General features: G+C 32.8%; 20 protein-coding genes. 3 read left to right on the top strand and 17 right to left on the bottom strand.

The window, feature by feature from the left end; all coding sequences use genetic code 11:
- Positions 1-9: 9 nt before the first annotated feature.
- Together CLU81_RS02080 and CLU81_RS02075 are read right to left on the bottom strand one after the other, a co-directional pair.
- Positions 10-444, bottom strand: a complete 435-nt coding sequence (locus CLU81_RS02080) for a DUF6526 family protein (RefSeq protein WP_099708318.1) — start codon at positions 442-444, stop codon at positions 10-12.
- Positions 445-725: 281 nt separating this feature from the next.
- Positions 726-1,208 (bottom strand): DNA-deoxyinosine glycosylase, encoded by a 483-nt coding sequence (locus CLU81_RS02075; protein ID WP_099712640.1) that lies wholly within the window; start codon positions 1,206-1,208, stop codon positions 726-728.
- A gap of 194 nt (positions 1,209-1,402) precedes the next feature.
- Here CLU81_RS02075 and CLU81_RS02070 point away from each other — a divergent pair, with 194 nt between their 5' ends.
- Complete coding sequence (locus CLU81_RS02070) at positions 1,403-2,428, top strand: AraC family transcriptional regulator (RefSeq protein WP_099708317.1); 1,026 nt, start codon at positions 1,403-1,405, stop codon at positions 2,426-2,428.
- 363 nt (positions 2,429-2,791) lie between these two features.
- The gene (locus CLU81_RS02065) at positions 2,792-3,742 is read left to right on the top strand and encodes a helix-turn-helix domain-containing GNAT family N-acetyltransferase (protein WP_099708316.1); all 951 of its coding nucleotides are present in this window, start codon (positions 2,792-2,794) and stop codon (positions 3,740-3,742) included.
- Positions 3,743-4,029: 287 nt separating this feature from the next.
- Here CLU81_RS02065 and CLU81_RS02060 read toward each other — a convergent pair whose 3' ends face one another.
- From CLU81_RS02060 to CLU81_RS02020, 9 genes are all read right to left on the bottom strand, one after another.
- The gene (locus CLU81_RS02060; protein ID WP_099708315.1) at positions 4,030-5,229 is read right to left on the bottom strand and encodes an FAD-binding oxidoreductase; all 1,200 of its coding nucleotides are present in this window, start codon (positions 5,227-5,229) and stop codon (positions 4,030-4,032) included.
- On the bottom strand, positions 5,226-5,714 hold the full coding sequence (locus CLU81_RS02055; protein ID WP_099708314.1) for a low affinity iron permease family protein: 489 nt from the start codon (positions 5,712-5,714) through the stop codon (positions 5,226-5,228). Before CLU81_RS02055 ends, CLU81_RS02060 begins: the two co-directional genes overlap by 4 nt.
- A 6-nt stretch (positions 5,715-5,720) precedes the next feature.
- Positions 5,721-8,540, bottom strand: coding sequence for an AsmA family protein (locus tag CLU81_RS02050; RefSeq protein WP_099708313.1), 2,820 nt, complete (start codon positions 8,538-8,540; stop codon positions 5,721-5,723).
- A gap of 49 nt (positions 8,541-8,589) precedes the next feature.
- Positions 8,590-9,450: an MlaD family protein gene (locus CLU81_RS02045; protein WP_099708312.1), complete on the bottom strand. Its 861-nt coding sequence runs from the start codon at positions 9,448-9,450 to the stop codon at positions 8,590-8,592.
- A gap of 22 nt (positions 9,451-9,472) precedes the next feature.
- On the bottom strand, positions 9,473-10,252 hold the full coding sequence (locus CLU81_RS02040; RefSeq protein ID WP_099708311.1) for an ABC transporter ATP-binding protein: 780 nt from the start codon (positions 10,250-10,252) through the stop codon (positions 9,473-9,475).
- A gap of 2 nt (positions 10,253-10,254) precedes the next feature.
- Positions 10,255-11,013 (bottom strand): ABC transporter permease, encoded by a 759-nt coding sequence (locus tag CLU81_RS02035; protein ID WP_099708310.1) that lies wholly within the window; start codon positions 11,011-11,013, stop codon positions 10,255-10,257.
- A gap of 406 nt (positions 11,014-11,419) precedes the next feature.
- Entirely contained in the window at positions 11,420-12,664 is a 1,245-nt protein-coding gene (fabF, locus tag CLU81_RS02030) for a beta-ketoacyl-ACP synthase II (protein ID WP_099708309.1), read from the bottom strand.
- On the bottom strand, positions 12,664-13,221 hold the full coding sequence (locus CLU81_RS02025) for a TetR/AcrR family transcriptional regulator (RefSeq protein ID WP_099708308.1): 558 nt from the start codon (positions 13,219-13,221) through the stop codon (positions 12,664-12,666). Before CLU81_RS02025 ends, fabF begins: the two co-directional genes overlap by 1 nt.
- 505 nt (positions 13,222-13,726) lie before the next feature.
- Positions 13,727-16,003, bottom strand: coding sequence for a glycosyltransferase (locus CLU81_RS02020; RefSeq protein WP_099708307.1), 2,277 nt, complete (start codon positions 16,001-16,003; stop codon positions 13,727-13,729).
- A 347-nt stretch (positions 16,004-16,350) separates the two neighbouring features.
- Here CLU81_RS02020 and CLU81_RS02015 point away from each other — a divergent pair, with 347 nt between their 5' ends.
- Entirely contained in the window at positions 16,351-16,512 is a 162-nt protein-coding gene (locus tag CLU81_RS02015) for a DUF1328 domain-containing protein (protein ID WP_099708306.1), read from the top strand.
- Positions 16,513-16,633: 121 nt separating this feature from the next.
- On the opposite strand, the gene CLU81_RS02010 is transcribed toward CLU81_RS02015, so the two are convergent.
- From CLU81_RS02010 to CLU81_RS01985, 6 genes are all read right to left on the bottom strand, one after another.
- A complete protein-coding gene (locus tag CLU81_RS02010) occupies positions 16,634-17,101 on the bottom strand; it encodes a DUF1440 domain-containing protein (protein ID WP_099708305.1) in 468 nt (155 codons plus the stop codon).
- 8 nt (positions 17,102-17,109) lie between these two features.
- Positions 17,110-17,619: a DinB family protein gene (locus tag CLU81_RS02005; protein ID WP_099708304.1), complete on the bottom strand. Its 510-nt coding sequence runs from the start codon at positions 17,617-17,619 to the stop codon at positions 17,110-17,112.
- Positions 17,620-17,645: 26 nt separating this feature from the next.
- Entirely contained in the window at positions 17,646-18,023 is a 378-nt protein-coding gene (locus CLU81_RS02000; protein WP_099708303.1) for a VOC family protein, read from the bottom strand.
- Between the two features lie 87 nt (positions 18,024-18,110).
- On the bottom strand, positions 18,111-18,320 hold the full coding sequence (locus CLU81_RS01995; RefSeq protein WP_099708302.1) for a hypothetical protein: 210 nt from the start codon (positions 18,318-18,320) through the stop codon (positions 18,111-18,113).
- A gap of 12 nt (positions 18,321-18,332) precedes the next feature.
- Positions 18,333-18,713 (bottom strand): DoxX family protein, encoded by a 381-nt coding sequence (locus CLU81_RS01990; protein ID WP_099708301.1) that lies wholly within the window; start codon positions 18,711-18,713, stop codon positions 18,333-18,335.
- A 400-nt stretch (positions 18,714-19,113) separates the two neighbouring features.
- The gene (locus CLU81_RS01985; protein ID WP_099708300.1) at positions 19,114-19,848 is read right to left on the bottom strand and encodes a GNAT family N-acetyltransferase; all 735 of its coding nucleotides are present in this window, start codon (positions 19,846-19,848) and stop codon (positions 19,114-19,116) included.
- Between the last annotated feature and the right edge of the window lie 28 nt (positions 19,849-19,876).

The following is a 19,876-nucleotide window of genomic DNA, read 5'->3' as shown; positions in this document are numbered from 1 at the left end:
AAAAAAAAACTAAACTCTATTATAATCCGCTTTCCAGTGTACGATTGCTTTTTTTATAGAATCTCCGGAAAGGTTATTTTTTATGGCATCTTCAAGAAGTGGTAAAAACTCATCGTCTGGAGCAAATCTCAAAGCAAATATTTGATCGTCAGTTAATTTATATTCAATTTCTTCAAATCGTTTTCCGGTTAAAGTAAAATAACGATAACGGATTTCTAACCTTACGATTCGGTTTTGTAGAATAAGAGCATAATGTTGGCGCAACATAAACGCTAAGCAGAATAAAAATACAAAGCCAACGCTAATAAACGACCAAATAAGAGTGTCGTTTGTCGTGATTGCAAAATAAATACTGGCGATTAAAAACAACGTCAACACTGGATAATAAACAAAATGATGTGGGGGATAAAACCGTATGTGATTGTAGTAGGTTTGAATTTTCATAAATATTTTGTTTTTGGTTTGTACTTAAAAAAACAAAGCTACCCTAAAATAGAATAGCTTTTCCCAAAAATAAACTAACATAACCAATGTTTCCTCTATAATTAAACTTTTTACAGTTTTCTTAGTAATATCTATAATTCGAAAAGCCTCATTTTCTTCTGCTGTAATCCATTCTATGGCTTTATTTCGTTATTGTAAAATTATTATAGAAAGGAACGTTTGTTGTTATATTTTAAATGAGAAATGTTACATGATTTCAATATTGACTTTTTAAAATGAATTTAAAAAGTCTCAATAATTTTCCACTCATCTAGTTTAGATTGGAAAGATTGACTAGCATTTGCCGGACTTGTCGAAGGAAGCGTAATAAGTTGATATGATTTTTCTAAATGAACGTACTTCTTAAAAAATGCCGCCGCTTTTTGTCCATTAAACAAAATAGTTTTTATGTTAGGATGTTGTTTTAAAAACGTCTCGAAATCATTTGCAATTTCGTTTTTGATTGCGCTGTCAAGACTTCCAACACGATCACAATATTGAAGAACATCCCAAAGCGCAATTTTGTTTTTCTGCAAAAGCGCCTTTCTGGTTTCATAATCCGTCGAGAAATCCTCTTTTAGAATCGTAAACATAAACTTCCAGAAATTATTTTGATTGTGTCCATAATACTGATTGATTTCTAATGATTTTGTTCCGGGCATTGTGCCTAGAATCAAAATGTTAGCGTCATTATTACTTATAGGTTGAAAGGAGAAACTTTTCATGTTTTGAATTAAGAAATATTTTGTTTGAGTTAAAATAATCATTTATAAGTAATTATAAAACAAAAGCAGAAAATTATATAACATTATTCGCACAGGTAAAGACGAACTTTGAAATATGATTTTACTACACAAGAATACTATTTCTTGAGCGCAAATCCATCACAAGACATTATAGAATTTTAAATCGGAACAAAATGAAAACAGTTACTATAAATACAGAGAAAATTCAAAATATATTTGAAGCATTAAATAAAAACTTTGACGGAAAAGTGACTTATGATTTAGATGAATATACACTTGAAGTGGATAATAGTTTTGCAAAAGGATCGATTATTGGCGCGTCTTTCAACGATAATATTTCATATGTGCAATTTGATATGACCTTTTCGACAAATGTTCGCATGGATATTTTAAACGTTAAATCATCGCCGGTTTATTTTGCATATTGTTCAAAAGGAAGCCTTTCGCACAGCTTTGGTTTTACAGGTGAAGAAAGAAAATTTAAGACTTTTCAAACCGCAATTGTTACTTCAAAAGAAAGTCAGGATAATGTTTTATTTTTCGAAAAAGACAAGAAAACAAAATTTACTTTAATCATTGTGGGAACTGAAAATGAAGAACAAAACGAAATGTATTCTTTGAATCAAAAGGTAAAAGAAACTTTCTTTGAAAATAATGCAGTTCAGGATTTCTTTTATATAGGTTCTTATAACTTGAAAATTTCAGAAAAAATAGAACAATTAAACGCCGTTACACAAACCGGAATCGTTAGAAATTTACTTAAAGAAGGAATTTTGAGAATCATTCTCGCAATGGAAATTCAGCAACATACAGACGATTTAAATGCTTTATCAAAAGATACAAATTGTTTGACTCTCAAAGAAATGGAAGAAATAAAAGAGCTTTCAGAAATCATAAAAGCCAATCCCGAAGAAGCTTTTACAATCAAATCACTAAGTAAAAAATCAGGTTTGTCTCCAAATAAATTGCAAGAAGGTTTTAAAATGATTCACAACAGAACCGTAAACGATTATATCACACATATGCGAGTTCTGAAAGCCGAAATTCTAATCAGAACTTCAGACTTAAATATCTCCGAAATAGTGTATTGCATTGGTTTCACAAGCAGAAGTTACTTCTCAAAAATCTTCAAACAAAAATTCAACTGCAGCCCAAAAGAATATAAATTTAATTTAAATCCGTTAGCGATTACAGCTTAGAAAAAGGTTCTAAGTATCTAAGGTTCTGAGTTGCTAAGGTTTTTTAGAATTAAAGACAAATAGGTTTTAACGTAGAGGCGCACAGCAGTGCGTCTTGACAAAGATTGGACGTACAGAAAATACGTCTTTTTTTGTGTTTAGAATTTATATAAGGAGCTATTTCCTGCTATCCGCTTGTATCTTTTCCTGGTTAAAGAAACCAGAAAAAGGATACCGCTTCTATCAGGGCTAGAATTCCAATTTCATCAGACATTTTCGAATTTTAGCGAGTTTAGAAAAAAAACTTAGATTCTTAGCAACTTAGAACCTCAGTTCCTAAAAAAAGATATACATTTGCATAACTAGTTATGTAATTAATTATATATGGAATTTTTTAATAAAGTTGGTAAAGTGGCTTTAGGAAGCCGATTACGTTTGATGACAGCAATGATAACCGATGATGCTGCAAAAATATATGAGTCTTATGGCATGAATTTTATGCCAAAATGGTTTCCGGTTTTTTATACGCTTATAGAAGAACGCGAAATCACGATTACAGAAATCGCCAATGAAATAGGACATTCGCAACCATCAGTGAGTAAGATAGTTCAGGAAATGATTGCGGTAGGTTTGGTCGAAGAAAGTTTGAAAAGCAATGATAAACGCCGAAACATTGTTGGCTTAACAGAAAAAGGCAGGGAATTTTCGAAAGAATTAAAACAGCAACTTAAAGATGTCGAAGCTGCCGTTGATGGTTTAATTGCCGAATCAAGTCATAATCTTTGGGCAGCTCTTGAAGAATGGGAATTTTTACTGGACCAAAAGAGTTTGTTTAAAAGAGTAAACGAACAAAAGAAACTGCGTGAAAGCCAGGATGTGAAAATTGTACCATTTGAACCTCAATATCTTGATGCTTTCAAACAATTAAACGTAGAATGGATTTCAGCTTATTTCGAAATGGAAGAAGCAGATTATAAAGCGTTGGATAATCCTCAAGAATATATCTTGGATAAAGGAGGTAAAATTTTCGTCGCTTTGTATCACAACGAACCTGTTGGCGTTTGTGCCTTAATTAAAATGAAAGATTCTGATTATGATTTCGAAATGGCAAAAATGGCAGTTTCACCAAAAGCGCAAGGCAAGAATATTGGCTTTTTGCTTGGTCAGGAAATTGTAAAAAGTGCTAAAGAAGCGGGAGCAAAAAAGATATATCTCGAAAGTAACACCATCTTAAAACCAGCAATTAATTTGTATTACAAACTCGGTTTCCAAAAAGTATATGGATTAACGACGCCTTATAAACGTTGTAATATTCAGATGGAGTTGAAAATTTAGGTTCTAAGGTTCTGAGTTGCTAAGCTACTAAGCTACTAAGAAAAAAAACTTAGTACCTCAGAACCTTAGCAATTCACGATTTTATTTATCTCAAATAAAGGAAATTCAGTTCCTCTAAACTTTCGATATTTTATATAACTTCCCCGAAGCAGAACGAAATAGTTGATGTGTTTACAGCATTAAGACAGGATTATCCATAATCAAGTTACTAAGGTTCTGAGTTGCTAAGCTACTAAGAAAAAAACCTTAGAAACTCAGAACCTTAGCAACTCAGTACCTTAAAAAAATCACCTTCCAAACCTATAATACTTCAAATCCTGATTTTCTTTATCATCAATAGAATCAAGGATAGAATTCATGCCCAGAACGCTAAAAGTGATTCCGTTTCCTCCAAATCCGAGGACGTAATGTTCGTTTTTTTTGGGATCTGGTTTTCCAAAATAAGGTAAACCATCTTTTGTTTCTCCAAAAGTTCCTGCCCAGGAATAATCAATTTTGAAATCGATAAGGGGAAATTTTCTTCGGAATTGTTTCAGTAAATACGCTTCTTTTTTCGGCAATAATTTATCGCGTTTTTGAGCGTCTTTGAAGTCTTCATCACCACCGCCAATAATAATCCGATTGTCGGCTGTTGCTCTAAAATAGAGATATGGATCTGCTGTATTCCAGAATATTGCGTTTTTGAAAGCCACTGGTAAATCAGGTAAATTTTCTGAAGCTATTACATAAGTACTTTTTAGATCAACTACTTTCTCTTTCAATGTTTCTACGCTTTCGTAACCGCTGCAATGTATAACGTGATCTGCCGTAATGGTAAATTTGTTTTCAGTACGAGCAATAGATTTTTCTTTTAGGTTTTGAATACCCGTAATATTTGTGCGGTCAAAAATCTGCATTCCATTTTCTTGGCAATAAACCAATAGATCCTGAGCCAATTTATACGGATCCATAACTGCCGCCGTTTTCGATTCGATTGCTGCAAGAGCATTTAAGCCCATTTCTTTCAAATTAAATTTGCTTAACCAGGTTACATCAAATCCAGAGTTTTTTCGGGTATCAAATTCTCGTTTCAAAAACGGAATATCTTTTTTTAAGGAAGTAAAATATATGCTTTTTTTGAACTCAAAATGACAGTCACTTTTTATGGTATCAATGATATTTCTTAAATCAAAAATAGCTTTTTTTCCGTTCTTATAACTGTCAACAGCACATTCTAAACCTCTTAATTCCATTAATTTATGTAACGGTACATCAATTTCATATTGAAGTAAAGCTGTACTTGCCGCCGTGCTTCCGTTGCAGACATCACGACGATCAACGAGAACTATTTTTTTTCCTTCATTTATTAATTTATAGGCGATTAATGCTCCCGTTATTCCTCCGCCAATGATTAAAATTTCCGTATCAATATCTTTGGTTATTGATGGATAACTGTTTAGCATGGCGTTTTTTAAAGGCCAGAAAGTTTCGGTCGAGCGTAGTTTCATTTTTTTGTAATATTTCTGGTACGTGATTTCGTTCTGTTTTTGTCCTTGCGTTCATGTTGTTCATGCGCTTCAGCAATAGAATGTGAGTTTCTGATGCTTTCGTCTTTCTTAGCGAGTTCACTTAGTCTGTGATAGTATTTCTGAACAATAATCATTTCTTCCTCCGTCATACTTTCGATATCGACAAGACTATTACTCGAATATTCGTTTGAAGCAACCAACTCATTTAGCTTAAGCTGAATTGCTAGAGAATCTTTGTTTTGCGCTTTCTGAATCAAAAAAACCATCAGAAAAGTAATAATTGTAGTTCCTGTATTGATGACCAATTGCCAGGTTTCTGAATAATCGAAAATTGGACCAGAAGCCGCCCACGCTACAACAATCAAAAAAGCGCCTATAAAAGCTGGTGTGCTTCCGGCAGCTTTTGAAACATTGGTAGCAAATTTTTCGAAAGCACTGCTTTGTTTTGTTTTTTTAGTTTTCATTTGAATTTAACTTTTTCGTTTGCTTACTTTTTCTTCCTTTATGACTTTATTGTGTTTTTCATCATATACGGCATCATCAATTTTTTGCCCTGTTTTACTAAAGATTTTGATTTTTGGATCTTCATGAGTTCCGGTAATAACAATCGGGAAACCAATGATTCCAAATGGAGGTAATCCTAATCGCATTCTTAAATCAAGAAGTCCGTCAAAACTTGTAGTTCCTTTTATTGTTGGTTTAAAACTTGCAACACTAAATGTGAAAGGTTCTATGTGAATTAAATTATTATCTATAGACGATTTGATTTCGATTCCTTTCAGACCCGGATCGTCAAGACCTTTTTGCCCGGTTTTTGAACTAATTCCGTCAAATAATTTCAATCCTTTTACTTTTACGTCACGTAAGTTTAGAGTTCCTCCGCCTTCAAGAGATTCATAAATTGGCCCCATATTTCCGTTTAGATCTCCTTTTATTTTATAATCTACAGAGATAATTCCTTGTGCTTTTTCAGCAACGGTAACCATATCATGAAACATCGGAATTTCTTTGTAAGCTCTTTGAACGCTGAAATCTTTTGCTGTAAAATGGGCATCAAAATGTGCCGCTGTTGGCGATTCATCTTTATAAGTTGCGTTTATTCCCAAGAGGCAATCGATAATATTGAAAGTGGCATTATCTAAATAAAAACCTTCTTTTGTGATACCAACTTTTCCGTTGAGTTTGTTTAAGACCAAACCGTTATATTCGACTTTATCTGCATTTGCAGTAAGCGCAACATTTAAGTTTTTGGGTACAATTACAACGCCGCTCATTTTTGGATGATCTTCTTTGGCATATTCAACTTCAAGATTTCGATCGGTGTTTTCGCCTTTTTTAAGCGCCATAAATTCATTGACATTGATAAGTTTAGAATGCATATTAAAGTTTCCGCTTAAAGTTCCGTGCGATTCCAGAAAGTAATTTATCGTATTGAGTAAATATCCGTTAATCGCAAAATCAGATTTTCCATAAGAAGCATCGAATTTTTCGAACCACATTTTCTCATTTTGAAAACGGAAATTTCCTTGTTTGATAAAAAAGGATTTCGGAAAAAGTTCAGAAGTTGCTTTGATATTTTTTAACATAATGGTGCCTTTATTATCGAGCTTATTGTATTCTCCTTTTGTGGCATAACTTTGTTTTCCTTTAAGCGAAAGATCTGCTTTTGCATAACCGGTTACGTCAAGTCCTTTGCGGGAGAAAACCTGATAAATGCGACCAACATTCAATTCTCCTTTTATTTTTGCATTATAAGCCAAATCACTAAAATCAGATAAAGCGGCGTTTACATACATTGGATTTCCTTCAAAAACAAAAGAAGCCGGAGCAACGGCAACAATCAAATCTTTGAATGTTCCTGCTTTATTCAATACATTGGCGACAAAAGTTATGTCTGTAATTGGGTTAGGATAGGAGTCGGTTTTTAACCAGCCATTATGCAACGCAATTCCGCCAATAGTTTTAGGGAATAATTTTTTTGAAGTACTAAAAACTCCTTTTGCCTGAATATTAGTTTTCAGAATTCCTTTTAATTCTATAGAAGTTAAACCTAGCGCGGCATCAACTGTGGCGAGATCTAATGCACCTTTTACGCTTGCATCGACCGTCATTTCATTAAAACCTTTACTATGTAAATAAGCCGTGAAATAATCTTTTTCGCCTACTTTAAATTTAAAAGTCTTTAGATTAATTAAAAGTTTTTCTACGTCAAGCGAAGGCAAGATCGCATTTAAATCCATCTGAAAATCCGTTAATGGGGCAGGAGCATTTTGATAATTTATAGCGCCTTTATCAATTTTGAGATTAAAAGCTAAATCCGGTTTTTGTTTTTTAGCAACATTATAATCTCCTTTAAAAGTAAAAAGCAAATCACTATTTCCTGAGATTTCAGTTTCATCCATCCACTTTAAATATTCCGGAGGCATTACTGATAACAAATCTTTTACGGTTGTATTTTCTGATGCTGCTTTGATATTGATTTTATATCCGTCTCTTAAAATGGTAAATAAACCAGTAAATTTCAATGGTAATTTATTGATTCTTAACTCATTTTTTTGAAGAATAAACGAAAGTGCGTGCGTATTAATTCTTGTAATCAAATCAGCTCGAACAGCTTTTTTTCGAAGATAAGCGGTTCTGTCATAATAGAAATCCACATTATCGATTCTGGCATCTGTATTTAAGTCGAAAATATCTTCGCTTAGATTTCCTTTTCCAATATAATTAAAGCCTTTTGCATCAACCAAAATTTTTGCAGATCGATCGTTATATTTTACGTGACAATCTTTCAAATCAATTCTTTCTAAGCGAATTGCAGTTCCTTCTTCAGGTTCATTTGGATCGTTTGGTTTTTTGTCACGATCTTCAGGAGCAACATAAATATTATAATTGGCTTCTCCTTTTTGGTTGACCATTATATTTATTAAAGCTTTAGAAACATATAGTTTATTGATTTTTACTTCATTGTCAAAAAGCAATCTTTTTAAATTAATCCCAAAAGCAACTTGTTCTGCTTTTAATAAAGTATCATTGCGAAATGGCGCCGAACCTGTAAGTGATAAATCGTCAAGCGAAACTGTAAGCGACGGAAAATGCGTAAAAAATGACAACCTTGATTTCGTAAAATCCATTTTGGTATCTAAACGTTCATTGGCAATTTTCTTTACTTCAGACGCAACTGTTCCAGGAAATAACAGCGGAATCAAAAACATTAACAGCAAGATACTGGCAATTGTAATTCCGGTTATTTTTAGAATTTTTAGGGTTATATTTTTATAAGATACTGGCATATAGAAATCTTTTAAACCATTTTACATTTCACAAATCACATTTTACAAATTATGATTTAGTTTTTTCAGCTTCTTTTTTAGCGTCTTCTTCTTTTTGTTTTTCCTGTTTTTTATCTTCTTTGGCTTTGTCTTCCTTAGCTTTTGCTTCTTTTTCCTCCTTAGCCTTTTCTTCTTTAGCTTTTTGTTTCTCTTTTTCTTTTTCTTCCTTTTTCTCCTTCATTTCCTCTTTAGCTTTTTCTTTTTCTTTCTCTTTTTTCTTGAAATATCCTCTCAACAAAAAGTTATTTTTGGCAGCTTCCATATTATCACTAAAACCTTTGGTTCCGGATTCTAAATTTGATAAAGTATTCGAAACGCTGTTTGCCATTTTATCATCGCGAACTAATCTTGCCAAAGCACCGTTTCCGTTATTCATAGAATGACTGAAAATGGCAAGTTCATCAGAAATAACGCCAACATTATCAACACTTTTTTTGACGCTTTTCATAATATCATTCATTTCGATTCCGTCAATAGAAGCAATTGCACCGTTGTTTTCGATAATTTTTGTAGATTTTATTCCAGGCGTAATAGTCAGAACTTTGTCGCCCATTAATCCGTCAGAACCAATGCTGGCGCGCGCATCTGTTTTAATAAATTTGCGAACTTCATCTTTTACGACCATAGACACAACGACAGAAGAATCATTAATTAATCTGATTTCTTCGACCGTTCCGATGTTGATTCCTGAAAACCGAACATTATTTCCCACTTCTAAACCACTGACGGTTTTAAATCGGGATGAAATGTGAAATGTTGACCCAAATAGATTTTTTTGTTTCCCAATAAAGTAAACTGCCATAATAAAAAGCAGTAAACCTATTGTTACAAACATTCCTAATTTCCAAGTATATCCAGATTGCTTCTCCATGATTTCTAGTTTTTATTTTGCTTTATTCAAAGAATGAGCGAACCCATTCGTCTTCGTCTTTTTCTAATTCTTCATATGTGCCTTCAGCGTGTATCACTCCATCTTTCAAAACCATGATTCGGTCGGCAGTTAATTTGGCGCAAGCCATATCGTGCGTAATAATGATCGAAGTTGTTTTGCGTTTGTGTTTGATATCGAGAATCAATTCGCTTATTTCTCTTGAGGTAATCGTGTCCAATCCTGTCGTTGGTTCATCGTATAAAATGATTTCCGGTTTAAGGATTAAAGTTCTGGCTAAGCCAATTCTTTTCTGCATTCCGCCAGATAATTCAGAAGGCATTTTATCAATTGCATCACCCAATCCTACGTTATCCAAAGCTTCGATGACTTCACTTTCAACTTCTTCGGCGGTTAATTCTTTTTTATGTTTTTTTAAAGTAAATGCCAAATTTTCTCTAACTGACATTGAATCATACAAAGCACCACTTTGGAACAAAAATCCAATTCGAACTCTGATTTCGTTCAGTTCAGGTTTTGTTATATTAAGGACATTTTCGTCAAAAACTTTTATTTCGCCTTTATCCGGTTCAATTAAACCTACAATACATTTTATTGTAACTGATTTTCCTGAGCCAGAACGTCCTAAAATCACTAAATCTTCACCTTTGTTTACGGTAAGATTTACACCTTTTAAGATTTGATTATTGGCACCAAAAGTTTTGTGCAAATCTTTGATCTCAATGATTGGAGTTTTGCTTTTTTCCTTTGTTTTAGGTTCTGTATTTTCTTTCTCTTTAATCATTTTTAAAAGAATAAATCGGTTATTTGAACTGCGACCATATCCAGAATAAAGATGGTCAAAGAAGCTGTTACAACTGCTGAGTTTGCTGCTTTACCCACACTTTCGGTTCCATTTGAGGCATTAAATCCTTTAAAACATCCAATCATTCCGATAAAAAATCCGAAGAAAAATGTTTTAATTGTCGCCGGAATCAAATCCAGAAATTCCAACGATTGCAGAATCTGAGTCAGATAACGATAAAAGTTAACATCGCCATGAATATTGATACCAACATATCCGCCAACGATTCCTATTGCATCTGCAAAAATTACTAAAATAGGAACCATTAATGTACAGGCTAAAATTCGCGTTACGACCAAATAGTTATAAGGATTTATAGCTGAAACTTCCATTGCATCAATTTGTTCCGTTACTTTCATAGAACCTAATTCGGCACCAATTCCTGACGAAATTTTTCCAGCGCAGATCAAAGCAGTAATTACCGGCGCAATTTCTCTAATTAAAGAAAGTGCAACCATTCCTGGTAACCATGATTCGGCACCAAATTTTACAAGTGTTGGTCGCGATTGAAGCGTAAGTACCAAACCCATTATAAAACCGGTTATAGCTACCAATGGCAGCGATTTATAACCTATCACATAACATTGTTTCAAGAACTCTTTTGCCTCATAAGGAGGTACAAAAACTTCCTTAAAAAACTGCTTTGCAAACAAGGTTGCATTTCCAATTTCTGTGAATGTATTTTTTATAGTGAAAATCAAAATACTATGTTTTAAGTTAAATCTAATGATTGAAAACCAGTTCTTTAAATAGCTTTACATCTTCTGATTGTTAAGTATAAAATTACTCTGTTAATACAGAAGAAATCTTACACAACTTTTTAGGAAGTTTATATAATTAACATAGTAGTGCACAATAAATAGATTATTGTATCGTTTGGTGGAAAATGTTAAAATTTGGTTGTTGTTAAATGGCACGCGGATGACGCGGGTTTAAACGGATTTGCACTGATTTTTTTCTATTTCTGGGAGTAATAAAAAGGGTGTATTATTATTATTATTATTATTATTATTATTATTGAAATGGGATAGAAGTAAAAAAAACAAAAAATCCCTTTTGAAAAGGATTTTTAGAATTATCGAAGTTTTGATTTTAATTTAGATGAAATTAATCTGTAAATTTTTTAAAGATTGAACTGGCAATATGTCCGCCAAAACCAAATGTATTGCTCATCGCATAATTAACGATTTTGGGTTGTGCTTTTTCTAGTGTCAGATTGAATTTGTTTGCAAAGTCTTGTTCGACAGTTTGAGTATTTATTGTTGGCGGAACAATATTTTCCTGAATGGCTTTTATACAAGCAATTGCTTCAATTGCTCCGGCGCCACCAAGTAAATGTCCTGTCATTGATTTTGTCGCACTAATATTTGCATTTGGGTTTATGCCAAATACTGTTTCCATGGCTTTAAGTTCACTCAAATCTCCAGTTGGAGTAGAAGTTGCATGTGCATTGATATAATCGATTTTGTCTGGAGTAATTTCAGCTTCTTCAAGAGCAAGTCGCATTCCAAGAATCGCGCCTTCGCCATCTGGATGAGTTCCTGTTAAATGGTAAGCATCACCGGCAAGTCCGCCGCCAACAACTTCGGCAATAATTACAGCATTTCTTTTTATGGCGTGTTCGTAGCTTTCTAATATTATTGCTCCGGCACCTTCGCCTAAAACAAATCCATCTCTCGTAATATCAAAAGGGCGAGATGCTTTAGTGTAATCCTCATTTAAAGTTGACAATGCTTTTGAAGCATTAAAACCGCCAATAGAAGATTCTGTAATCGAAGCTTCAGAACCACCGCTAATAATCATATCAGCTTTTCCCCAACGGATATAATTAAAAGCGTCAATAATTGCGGTATTACTGGCTGAACAGGCAGAAACTGTGGTATAATTAACTCCGCGAAGTCCATATTTAATTGAAATAGCGCCTGAAGCAATATTTATAATCCTTTTAGGAATGAAGAATGGACTAAATCTTGGCGTTCCGTTTCCTAATTTGTATTCTCCAATTTGCTCTTCAAATGTAGAAACTCCACCATCGCCAGAACCCCAAATAACTCCAATTCTGTCTTTGTTTAAAGTATCAAAATCAATGTTTGCATTTTTTATGGCTTCGTCAGTCACATACATTGCATATTGTGTAAAGAGATCATATTTTCTAATTTCGTTTTTTTCGAAAATGCCTTGAGGATCAAAATTTTTAACCTCGCACGCAAATTTGGTTTTGAATTGTGACGTGTCAAATCTCGTTATTGGCGCTGCTCCGCTAACTCCATTAATTAAAGAATGCCAGTATTCCGACACATTATTTCCAATAGGCGTTACAGCTCCTAATCCTGTTATTACTACTCTTTTCATTATTTCTGCGGTCTTAATTCTGTTAATATTGTTTGTTTTACAAGTTCAAAATCATTTCGGTCTGTAAGTCTTGACAATTGTACAATAGCAACCATATTTGTTATTATCATTATTGCTTTTGTTCTTGGCTCCATTTTAAAATCGAATATTTTTTTCTCCAATCCTTCGGTTAATATTTCAGTTATCCAGGTTATTACCAAATGAGCAAATATTTTTAATTCGTCTTTTATGGATTCATCCAGCGTATTTAAATCTGTTGCCAGAGAACCAACAATACAGACTTTATTTTCAAATTCAATTTGAGTATGAACGGCCAGGAAAGATTCAAGTTTTGTTAAGGGAGATTCATTTGCGACGTGTTCCTTTAAACCTTCATATCTGGCAATATGTTCTTTAATTGTTGCTACGCCAAGATCTGATTTGGTCGGGAAATGATAATGAATTGAAGCTGTTTTGATTCCAATATCATTAGAAATGTCTTTAAAACTAAAAGCATTATAACCTTTATCTCTAATAAATTGGTCGGCTTTGTCTATGATTACTTCTCTTGTTGTCATCGCAATAAATTTTTATCAAATATACTACCTATTAGTAGATAGGCAAATTATTTGCGACTTATTTTTTAAACGATTAAAAGAAAACGGTTTTTAAATAGAGGATAATCCAGGAGATTTAATTAGGAATAAAAACAAAAACTTCACAAAGTAGATTTTTTATTTAATGCTCCAGCGGAGCATCGTATTTATAGAAACACAAAGATCAGGAGGATTAAAAGCTCCATCGGAGCGATATATTTTTATAATGTAATAAATTGTTATTTCACCCCGATGGGGTTCTTTCAAATGATTTATAAATTTCTATAAATATGATGTCCCGCTGGGACTTTGTATAAATATATACAAGGCTGAAAAACTAAAAACTCTTTTAGATTCTTTTTAACGATAGGTATCGGGATTGGCAAAAACAAAAAATCCCTTCGTTAAAAGGGATTTTCTGGGTTTAATAGCAATTTTGGTCAGTCTATTATTATTATTATTATTATTATTATTATTATTTGATTTTTTATGAATTTATTGCAACGCCGCTTCTGTTTTTCATTAACGGAATTACTTTTATTTCTGCTAATTTAAGGTTTTCCATGATTAATCTTGCAGTAAGATAACATACTGTAGATTCTGCACCTTGATTTAAATTGACATTTTCTTTTTCCAGTCCGTCATAACCACCGCCGCTTACAGGATTATACATAATCTGGTTAAGATGATTTTTGCCTAAAAACCAGTTAAAAGCGATTTTCATTTTGTTTTTATATTCGGCTGTGCCAAATGCATTATAGAACGAATTTAGGGTTTGAATTGTGTAAGCAACATCAATTGGCTGTTCTCCATATTCGTTTACATCTGCTTCTGAATCTCTGTGTAACCATCCGTTGTTAGAAATTACTTTAAAGTTTTTGTCCTTAAACATTTTCGACATTAAAAAGTCAAGAGAATCCAAAGCTACTTTTTTATAGATTGGTTTATTCGTTGTTAAAAAAGCATAAAGCATTGATTCCGGTAAAATTCCATTTCCGTAAGTCATATAATTTTCGAACCATTTCCAATCGCTTGAAGCGTGAATTTCATAATTAGAAAGCAATTTAGCGTTCAATTTATTAATAATCGCGGCAACATATAAGTTAGGAACTGCGGTGTGATATAAATACAAACCTTTTGTTGCAAAACCAATAGAGCGTGGCGATTGAATATTTTCGGCCCATTTTAAAGAATTCAGTAAACATTTTGTAGCTTTTTTGGTGATAGCTTCAGGTAAAATAGCAGCATTTGAAACCACTGTTCCTAAAGCCCAAATTGCTCTTGCATTTGAATCTTCTAAATTTACTTCGGCATTTTGCTCCACATGTTCGCGGTTTTCCTGATCTATATAATTGATAAAATCACCTTTTGGTTGTTGACAACGTTCAATAAAATCTAAATAAATCAAGATATAAGCTAAATCGTCTTTGTCTTGCGTCAATTTATAATGCATGCAAAGAGCAATCAAAGCACGCGCATTATCGTCTAATGTATAACCTGAATCAAGATCTGGAATTGAGATTTTGCTAAATTGAATGATACCTAAATCGGTTGTCATTTTTTTGATATGCTTCAACTGAATTGAAGGATAGGTATATTTTATTTCAGAAGGACTTTCGAAAAGCTCTTTATAAGTATTCATGTGTGTGATTGCTGCATTTTCCCATGAAGAAGCGCGCGTTTTTCTAAATGCATTTTTCCCCATTTCTTCTCTTAGATTTTCATCTGAAAGTAATTTAATGGCAGCTTCAGAAAACTGATCTACGTTTCCAATATCAACCAGAATTCCAGAATCCGGAGTTAGAACTTCTAATGTATGCGGAATTTTTGAAGCTACAATTGGACAAGCGCAACTCATTGCATAAGAGAAAGTGCCGCTTACAGCCTGATTTGGATCTTTTGACGTAAACAGATAAATATCTGTAGCTTTTAGATAATCCAAAAGTTCGTCTGTATCGAGATATTCATTTATAAAACGAACATTATTTTCCAGTTTTAATTCTTTAACAATACCTTCCAATTTATCGCGATAAGCATCAACGCCATCTGTTATTAAATTTGGATGTGTTTTTCCAATAATTAAATAAAGAACATTTGGAGTATTTTCGACAATTTTTGGCAAAGCTTGTAAACCTGTTTCTATATTTTTTCCTTCTCCTAAAAGCCCAAAAGTTGATAATACTTTTCTATCCTGAATATCAAATTTTTCTTTGGCTTGTAGCGGAGTTTCATAAATTACAATATGAGTTCCGTGTGGTACGCAAGTAATTATGTCTTCTTTGATGCCATAATCTCTCATTAAAATTTCTTTTGATTGATTGGTCATCACAAAAACCGAATTGCTATAAGAAAGCAGCAATTTCACGAAAGTTTTTAATTCGTCATTCGGGTTTGGGATTACGCTGTGAAAAGTATAAGTAAGCGGCTTTTTGACTTCATTTAAAAAATCTAATAAATAGTCTCCATAATTACCTCCAAATAAACCAAATTCATGCTGAATATGAATCAATTTTACTGATTTGTCTTTGTTGATTTCATGCGCAACTTTAGTATATTCTTCTTTATTTCTTGTGTTTAAAGTGTAGGCTTGTGTTGGATTTGCTTTTGGTTTATCGACCAATTCACAAATTTGACAAGTAACGGATTTACCAAATACATCATTAATTCCTTTTATTGTGTCTTGTGTATAAGTTGCTATTCCACATTGCGTTGGAGGAAATGTAGAAAGAAAAACTATTTTAGATTTATTTGATATCGCTTTCATGGGGATGTTGTTTTAGTTCGTTTAATAAGTCGTTTAGTTTTAATATGACATGTAAATTATGTCTCTATTATGGCTATTTCTATACTGCTAAAATTTTTATCTAAAATTACTTTATCAATCAAGTGACGATTAATCCAATCGATCAAAAAGTTAACTCAAAAGCATTTATGTGGGAATTTTGAAACGAAAAGGGGGAATTATAAAATTAACTCAAAAATTTGATTTATAGTTGATTGCGATAAAAAATTAACGTTTTGAGTTAAAGGTTTTGTATCGAATGAAGGAACTTTGAGTAACAAACAAATCAGACTTTAAAAGTCTTTATTATAAATTTAAAATTCAGGATTATGTTACGTTGGACAGTCACATTTATAATTTTGGCTATAGTAGCCGGAATTTTTGGTTTTGGAGGAATTGCCGCCGGAGCCGCTAGCATTGCAAAAGTTTTATTCTTTATATTTTTAGTATTATTTGTTATTTCACTAGTAACAGGAAGAACAAAAGTTTAGCAATAAGTTTTAATCAGCTAAAAAAAAGCGAAACCAAGATTATTAGGTTTCGCTTTTTTTGTTTTGTTTCAGGTTTCACGTTTCAGGTTGTTGTCTGGAACGAAAAATTTAAGTTTGAAAATTATTTCTGTAAAGAATGGTATTTTTTGTTTAGAAAGGCAATCGGTATTCCGATACAGAAAATCAGAATCAGGATTGATAATATTAATGGAAAGTCTAAATGTTTCTCTGGTAAAACTGGAAATACAACCGGTAATACAACTAAGTTCATTGCAATCCAAACGAAGATTCCATAAACGATTCCGGATAAAAGCGTATTCTTTTTTAAGAATGTGAAATATGGATATATCGTAAAGTAAAACCAGGCAAAAACAAAAGCTATAAAATAGTGTAATAACAATCCGTATAACGCCATTTGTGAGCCGCCGCTATAAGCTTCTTTTTTGAAAATTCCACTTGCAATAGATTGCAAAATTTTTATGGCAGTTGTTTTTTGAAATAGAACGGCATAGAAAAAGATTGCTGCGAGAATATCTAGTGTTCCCGCAATTAAACCTGCTAAAAATATACTTCCTGATTTAGACTTCATATAATGATTTAAGATTTGGAAACTTGTTTATAAATGTCATTCAACTGTTTTGTATGTCTTTGAATATGAGTCAAAGCAAAACTAATCCATTCAAAAATAGTAAATTTTCCAAAACCGGGAAGTTCAAAATCAAGACACGTTTGTGATAAATCTAAAGTTTCTGTAGCAAGTAATAGATCCGCTTCGGTATTAAGAAAGATAGCTGATATTGAATCTTTGTCGTAATCAATAAGTTCCGGCTTTAAAAATTCCGGCGCATCCATCTTTATATCGAAGTTTAAAAATAATGCTTCAATATCTTTGACTTTTTCATGATAAGGTCGGTCGGTTTCTTCGGTTTTCCCCAGAAATAATTGAGGATAACCGGAGCAGGCAAGTACAAGATGTTGAGCCGTTTGTCCGGCAGTCCAACTATCTTTGGCAGGAACAATATTAAATTCTTCTTGCGAAAATAAAGAAAGTATCGCATTTAGGTTTTTAAATGTTTCAACTGTATCTTTTTGAATTGCTGCATCCATTTTTTGTGATTTAGAGGTTGTGTTTTTTATTCGATAATGGATGTTATCCACCAAACATTTCCAAAAGGATCTGTTACACCACATGTTCTGCCATAATCCTGATTGCTCAAACCCATTAAATTTGTGGCACCGTGATCTAATGCTTTTTGGTAAGTTTCGTCTGCATTAGGAACATAGACAAACAAGTTAGAATTATGTTTTGTCCAGTCTTTTGTTTGATCAGCAACCATTATTGTACTTCCGTGAAGGATAATTTCAGCGTGTATAATAGTTCCGTCATTGCGTAAAACGTTTGTACTAGATTTTTCTGAATCGAAAACTTTCTGAGTAAAATCAATAAATTCAGAAGCGCCATCTAAGATTAGATAAGGCATTATTGTTTGATGATTGATTGGTAAATTCATTTTTTGAAATTTGAAGATTGATAGTATTTCAAAAGTACAATAAAAATTTAAAATTTTGATAATCAGTATATTGTGTTTTTTTATGAATTATAAAAGTACCTCACAATGGTAACCGTAAGAACCCAGAAGTTCTATTATTTTTTGATTGGAGATAGAAGCAGCATTGATTCGCAGAATTTTGTCGCAATCTTCTAAATCAAAATTGATCGCGCTATTTGGGAGATGTTCAAGAAGTTTACCCACAATCATAATGGATTGCTCAACTTCCTGAACATTTGTTTTGAAAACTTCTATCATCACTTTAAAAGTTTACAGAGCGATATTCTTGTATCGCTCAATTCTATGATAATAATGGTATGAAATCGCCAGTATCACTAAAAATATTAATGGAAAAAACGACTGAAAATTAACGCCGTCAACTGCAGCATGACTTATTGATGCGAATATGAAATCGAAACCAAATCCGGCGTAAGCCCATTCTTTTATGTTTTTAGGAATTGACGGAATCACTAGCACTAAAACTCCCAATATTTTAAAAACAACTAATGCATTTCCAAAATATTCAGGATATCCCAAATGTCTGATTCCTTCTTTTGCTTCCTGACTTTGGGAAAATAATGCTGGCATAACGCCTTCAAATAAGAAAATAATAATAGTTGTAATCCAAAAAATAATTTTTGCTTTCTTCATAATTTGTTATTTTTAAATGGTTATCAGTTAATGTATTACAAACTTACAAATCTTATTTTTCTGATAGAATACTTATTTACGACTATTTTAGGGGCATTTTGGACAAGTTGGGGAATTTTAGATTTTAGATTTTAGAGGAAAGAGTAAAGGATAAAGATTATAGAGTAAAGATTTTTTTTGATTCTGTAACCACATGGTTTGTCATCCTGAGCGTAGTCGAAGGACGCACAAGTAACTCTACAAAGATTGGTGATTTTGATTGTCGAGCTTCTCACGTGTCCTTCGACTACGCTCAGGATGACATAAAAATGAGCGTATAAAAAGGCACATAAAAAAAGAAAAATCCGTTTTAAATCCGTGTTTTCGCGATAGCGAATCCGCGTCATCCGCGTGCCATTTATTACTCTTTCAAAACATAATTCTTAATCACAAACAAATCCTCAAAACCTAATCTGGTATAAATATCTTTTCCCATTGCAGAAGCTTGCAACAAAGCATAATCTGCTTTTAAATCTATAGAAAGATTAAGGGCGAATTTCATGATTTCTTCGGCAAAGCCTTTTCTGCGCATTTCGGGGATTACGCCAACGCCATGAATTCCGATATTGTTTTGGGTTTGATAAAGCATGAAAGTACCAATTGGCTGATTTTCTATGGAAACCAAATAAAAATGAACATCATCATGATTGTGAATCAGGATTTCTTTGCTGATCACGTAACCAAAAGCATTTGGATATAAATCTGCCCAAATTTTAGCATCTTTTTCAGTAGAAACTCTTTTAAAACTTAGCTTATTTTCTAGTGTAAATTTTTGATCTAATTTAAGCGCCATTGCTACTTGTTCGGTTTTTATTTCAAAACCATAGGCTTCCAATATTTCATAGGATTTTGTTCCGAAGATATTCCAATAGGGTAAAACTAAGCCTGAATTTGTTTGCATAGTTTTGATAATTTGTGGAAGGTCTTTTTTAGAAATATCTTTACGAAACCACAATTTATTTGGCCAGCCTGAATTTTCGATTTTGCAATATTCGAAAGTTTCATTTTTATGATAGGATAGGAAAGGAGCGCCAACGGTTTTCCATAATCCGGTAAGATTGTTTATGTTATCTTCGATTAAGTTTAGATCTTTCATTTTGATACTAATTATAAAAATATAAGAC

It is taken from the genome of Flavobacterium sp. 9, from assembly GCF_002754195.1.
Classification (GTDB): Bacteria; Bacteroidota; Bacteroidia; order Flavobacteriales; family Flavobacteriaceae; genus Flavobacterium.
The sequence above is the reverse complement of the archived record's forward strand: the minus strand, read 5'-3'. Positions and strand labels throughout refer to the sequence as shown.

Excerpts from the sequence above, each read along its gene's own strand:
- CLU81_RS01995 (WP_099708302.1), bottom strand. The coding sequence starts at position 18,320 with ATGATAGAAGTTTTCAAAACAAATGTTCAGGAAGTTGAGCAATCCATT.
- CLU81_RS02020 (WP_099708307.1), bottom strand. The coding sequence starts at position 16,003 with ATGAAAGCGATATCAAATAAATCTAAAATAGTTTTTCTTTCTACATTT.
- CLU81_RS02080 (WP_099708318.1), bottom strand. The coding sequence starts at position 444 with ATGAAAATTCAAACCTACTACAATCACATACGGTTTTATCCCCCACAT.
- CLU81_RS02010 (WP_099708305.1), bottom strand. The coding sequence starts at position 17,101 with ATGAAGTCTAAATCAGGAAGTATATTTTTAGCAGGTTTAATTGCGGGA.
- CLU81_RS02045 (WP_099708312.1), bottom strand. The coding sequence starts at position 9,450 with ATGGAGAAGCAATCTGGATATACTTGGAAATTAGGAATGTTTGTAACA.
- CLU81_RS02000 (WP_099708303.1), bottom strand. The coding sequence starts at position 18,023 with ATGAATTTACCAATCAATCATCAAACAATAATGCCTTATCTAATCTTA.
- CLU81_RS02060 (WP_099708315.1), bottom strand. The coding sequence starts at position 5,229 with ATGAAACTACGCTCGACCGAAACTTTCTGGCCTTTAAAAAACGCCATG.
- CLU81_RS02055 (WP_099708314.1), bottom strand. The coding sequence starts at position 5,714 with ATGAAAACTAAAAAAACAAAACAAAGCAGTGCTTTCGAAAAATTTGCT.
- CLU81_RS02025 (WP_099708308.1), bottom strand. The coding sequence starts at position 13,221 with ATGACAACAAGAGAAGTAATCATAGACAAAGCCGACCAATTTATTAGA.
- CLU81_RS02050 (WP_099708313.1), bottom strand. The coding sequence starts at position 8,540 with ATGCCAGTATCTTATAAAAATATAACCCTAAAAATTCTAAAAATAACC.
- CLU81_RS01990 (WP_099708301.1), bottom strand. The coding sequence starts at position 18,713 with ATGAAGAAAGCAAAAATTATTTTTTGGATTACAACTATTATTATTTTC.
- CLU81_RS02040 (WP_099708311.1), bottom strand. The coding sequence starts at position 10,252 with ATGATTAAAGAGAAAGAAAATACAGAACCTAAAACAAAGGAAAAAAGC.
- CLU81_RS02005 (WP_099708304.1), bottom strand. The coding sequence starts at position 17,619 with ATGGATGCAGCAATTCAAAAAGATACAGTTGAAACATTTAAAAACCTA.
- CLU81_RS02075 (WP_099712640.1), bottom strand. The coding sequence starts at position 1,208 with ATGAAAAGTTTCTCCTTTCAACCTATAAGTAATAATGACGCTAACATT.
- CLU81_RS02070 (WP_099708317.1), top strand. The coding sequence starts at position 1,403 with ATGAAAACAGTTACTATAAATACAGAGAAAATTCAAAATATATTTGAA.
- fabF (WP_099708309.1), bottom strand. The coding sequence starts at position 12,664 with ATGAAAAGAGTAGTAATAACAGGATTAGGAGCTGTAACGCCTATTGGA.
- CLU81_RS02015 (WP_099708306.1), top strand. The coding sequence starts at position 16,351 with ATGTTACGTTGGACAGTCACATTTATAATTTTGGCTATAGTAGCCGGA.
- CLU81_RS01985 (WP_099708300.1), bottom strand. The coding sequence starts at position 19,848 with ATGAAAGATCTAAACTTAATCGAAGATAACATAAACAATCTTACCGGA.
- CLU81_RS02065 (WP_099708316.1), top strand. The coding sequence starts at position 2,792 with ATGGAATTTTTTAATAAAGTTGGTAAAGTGGCTTTAGGAAGCCGATTA.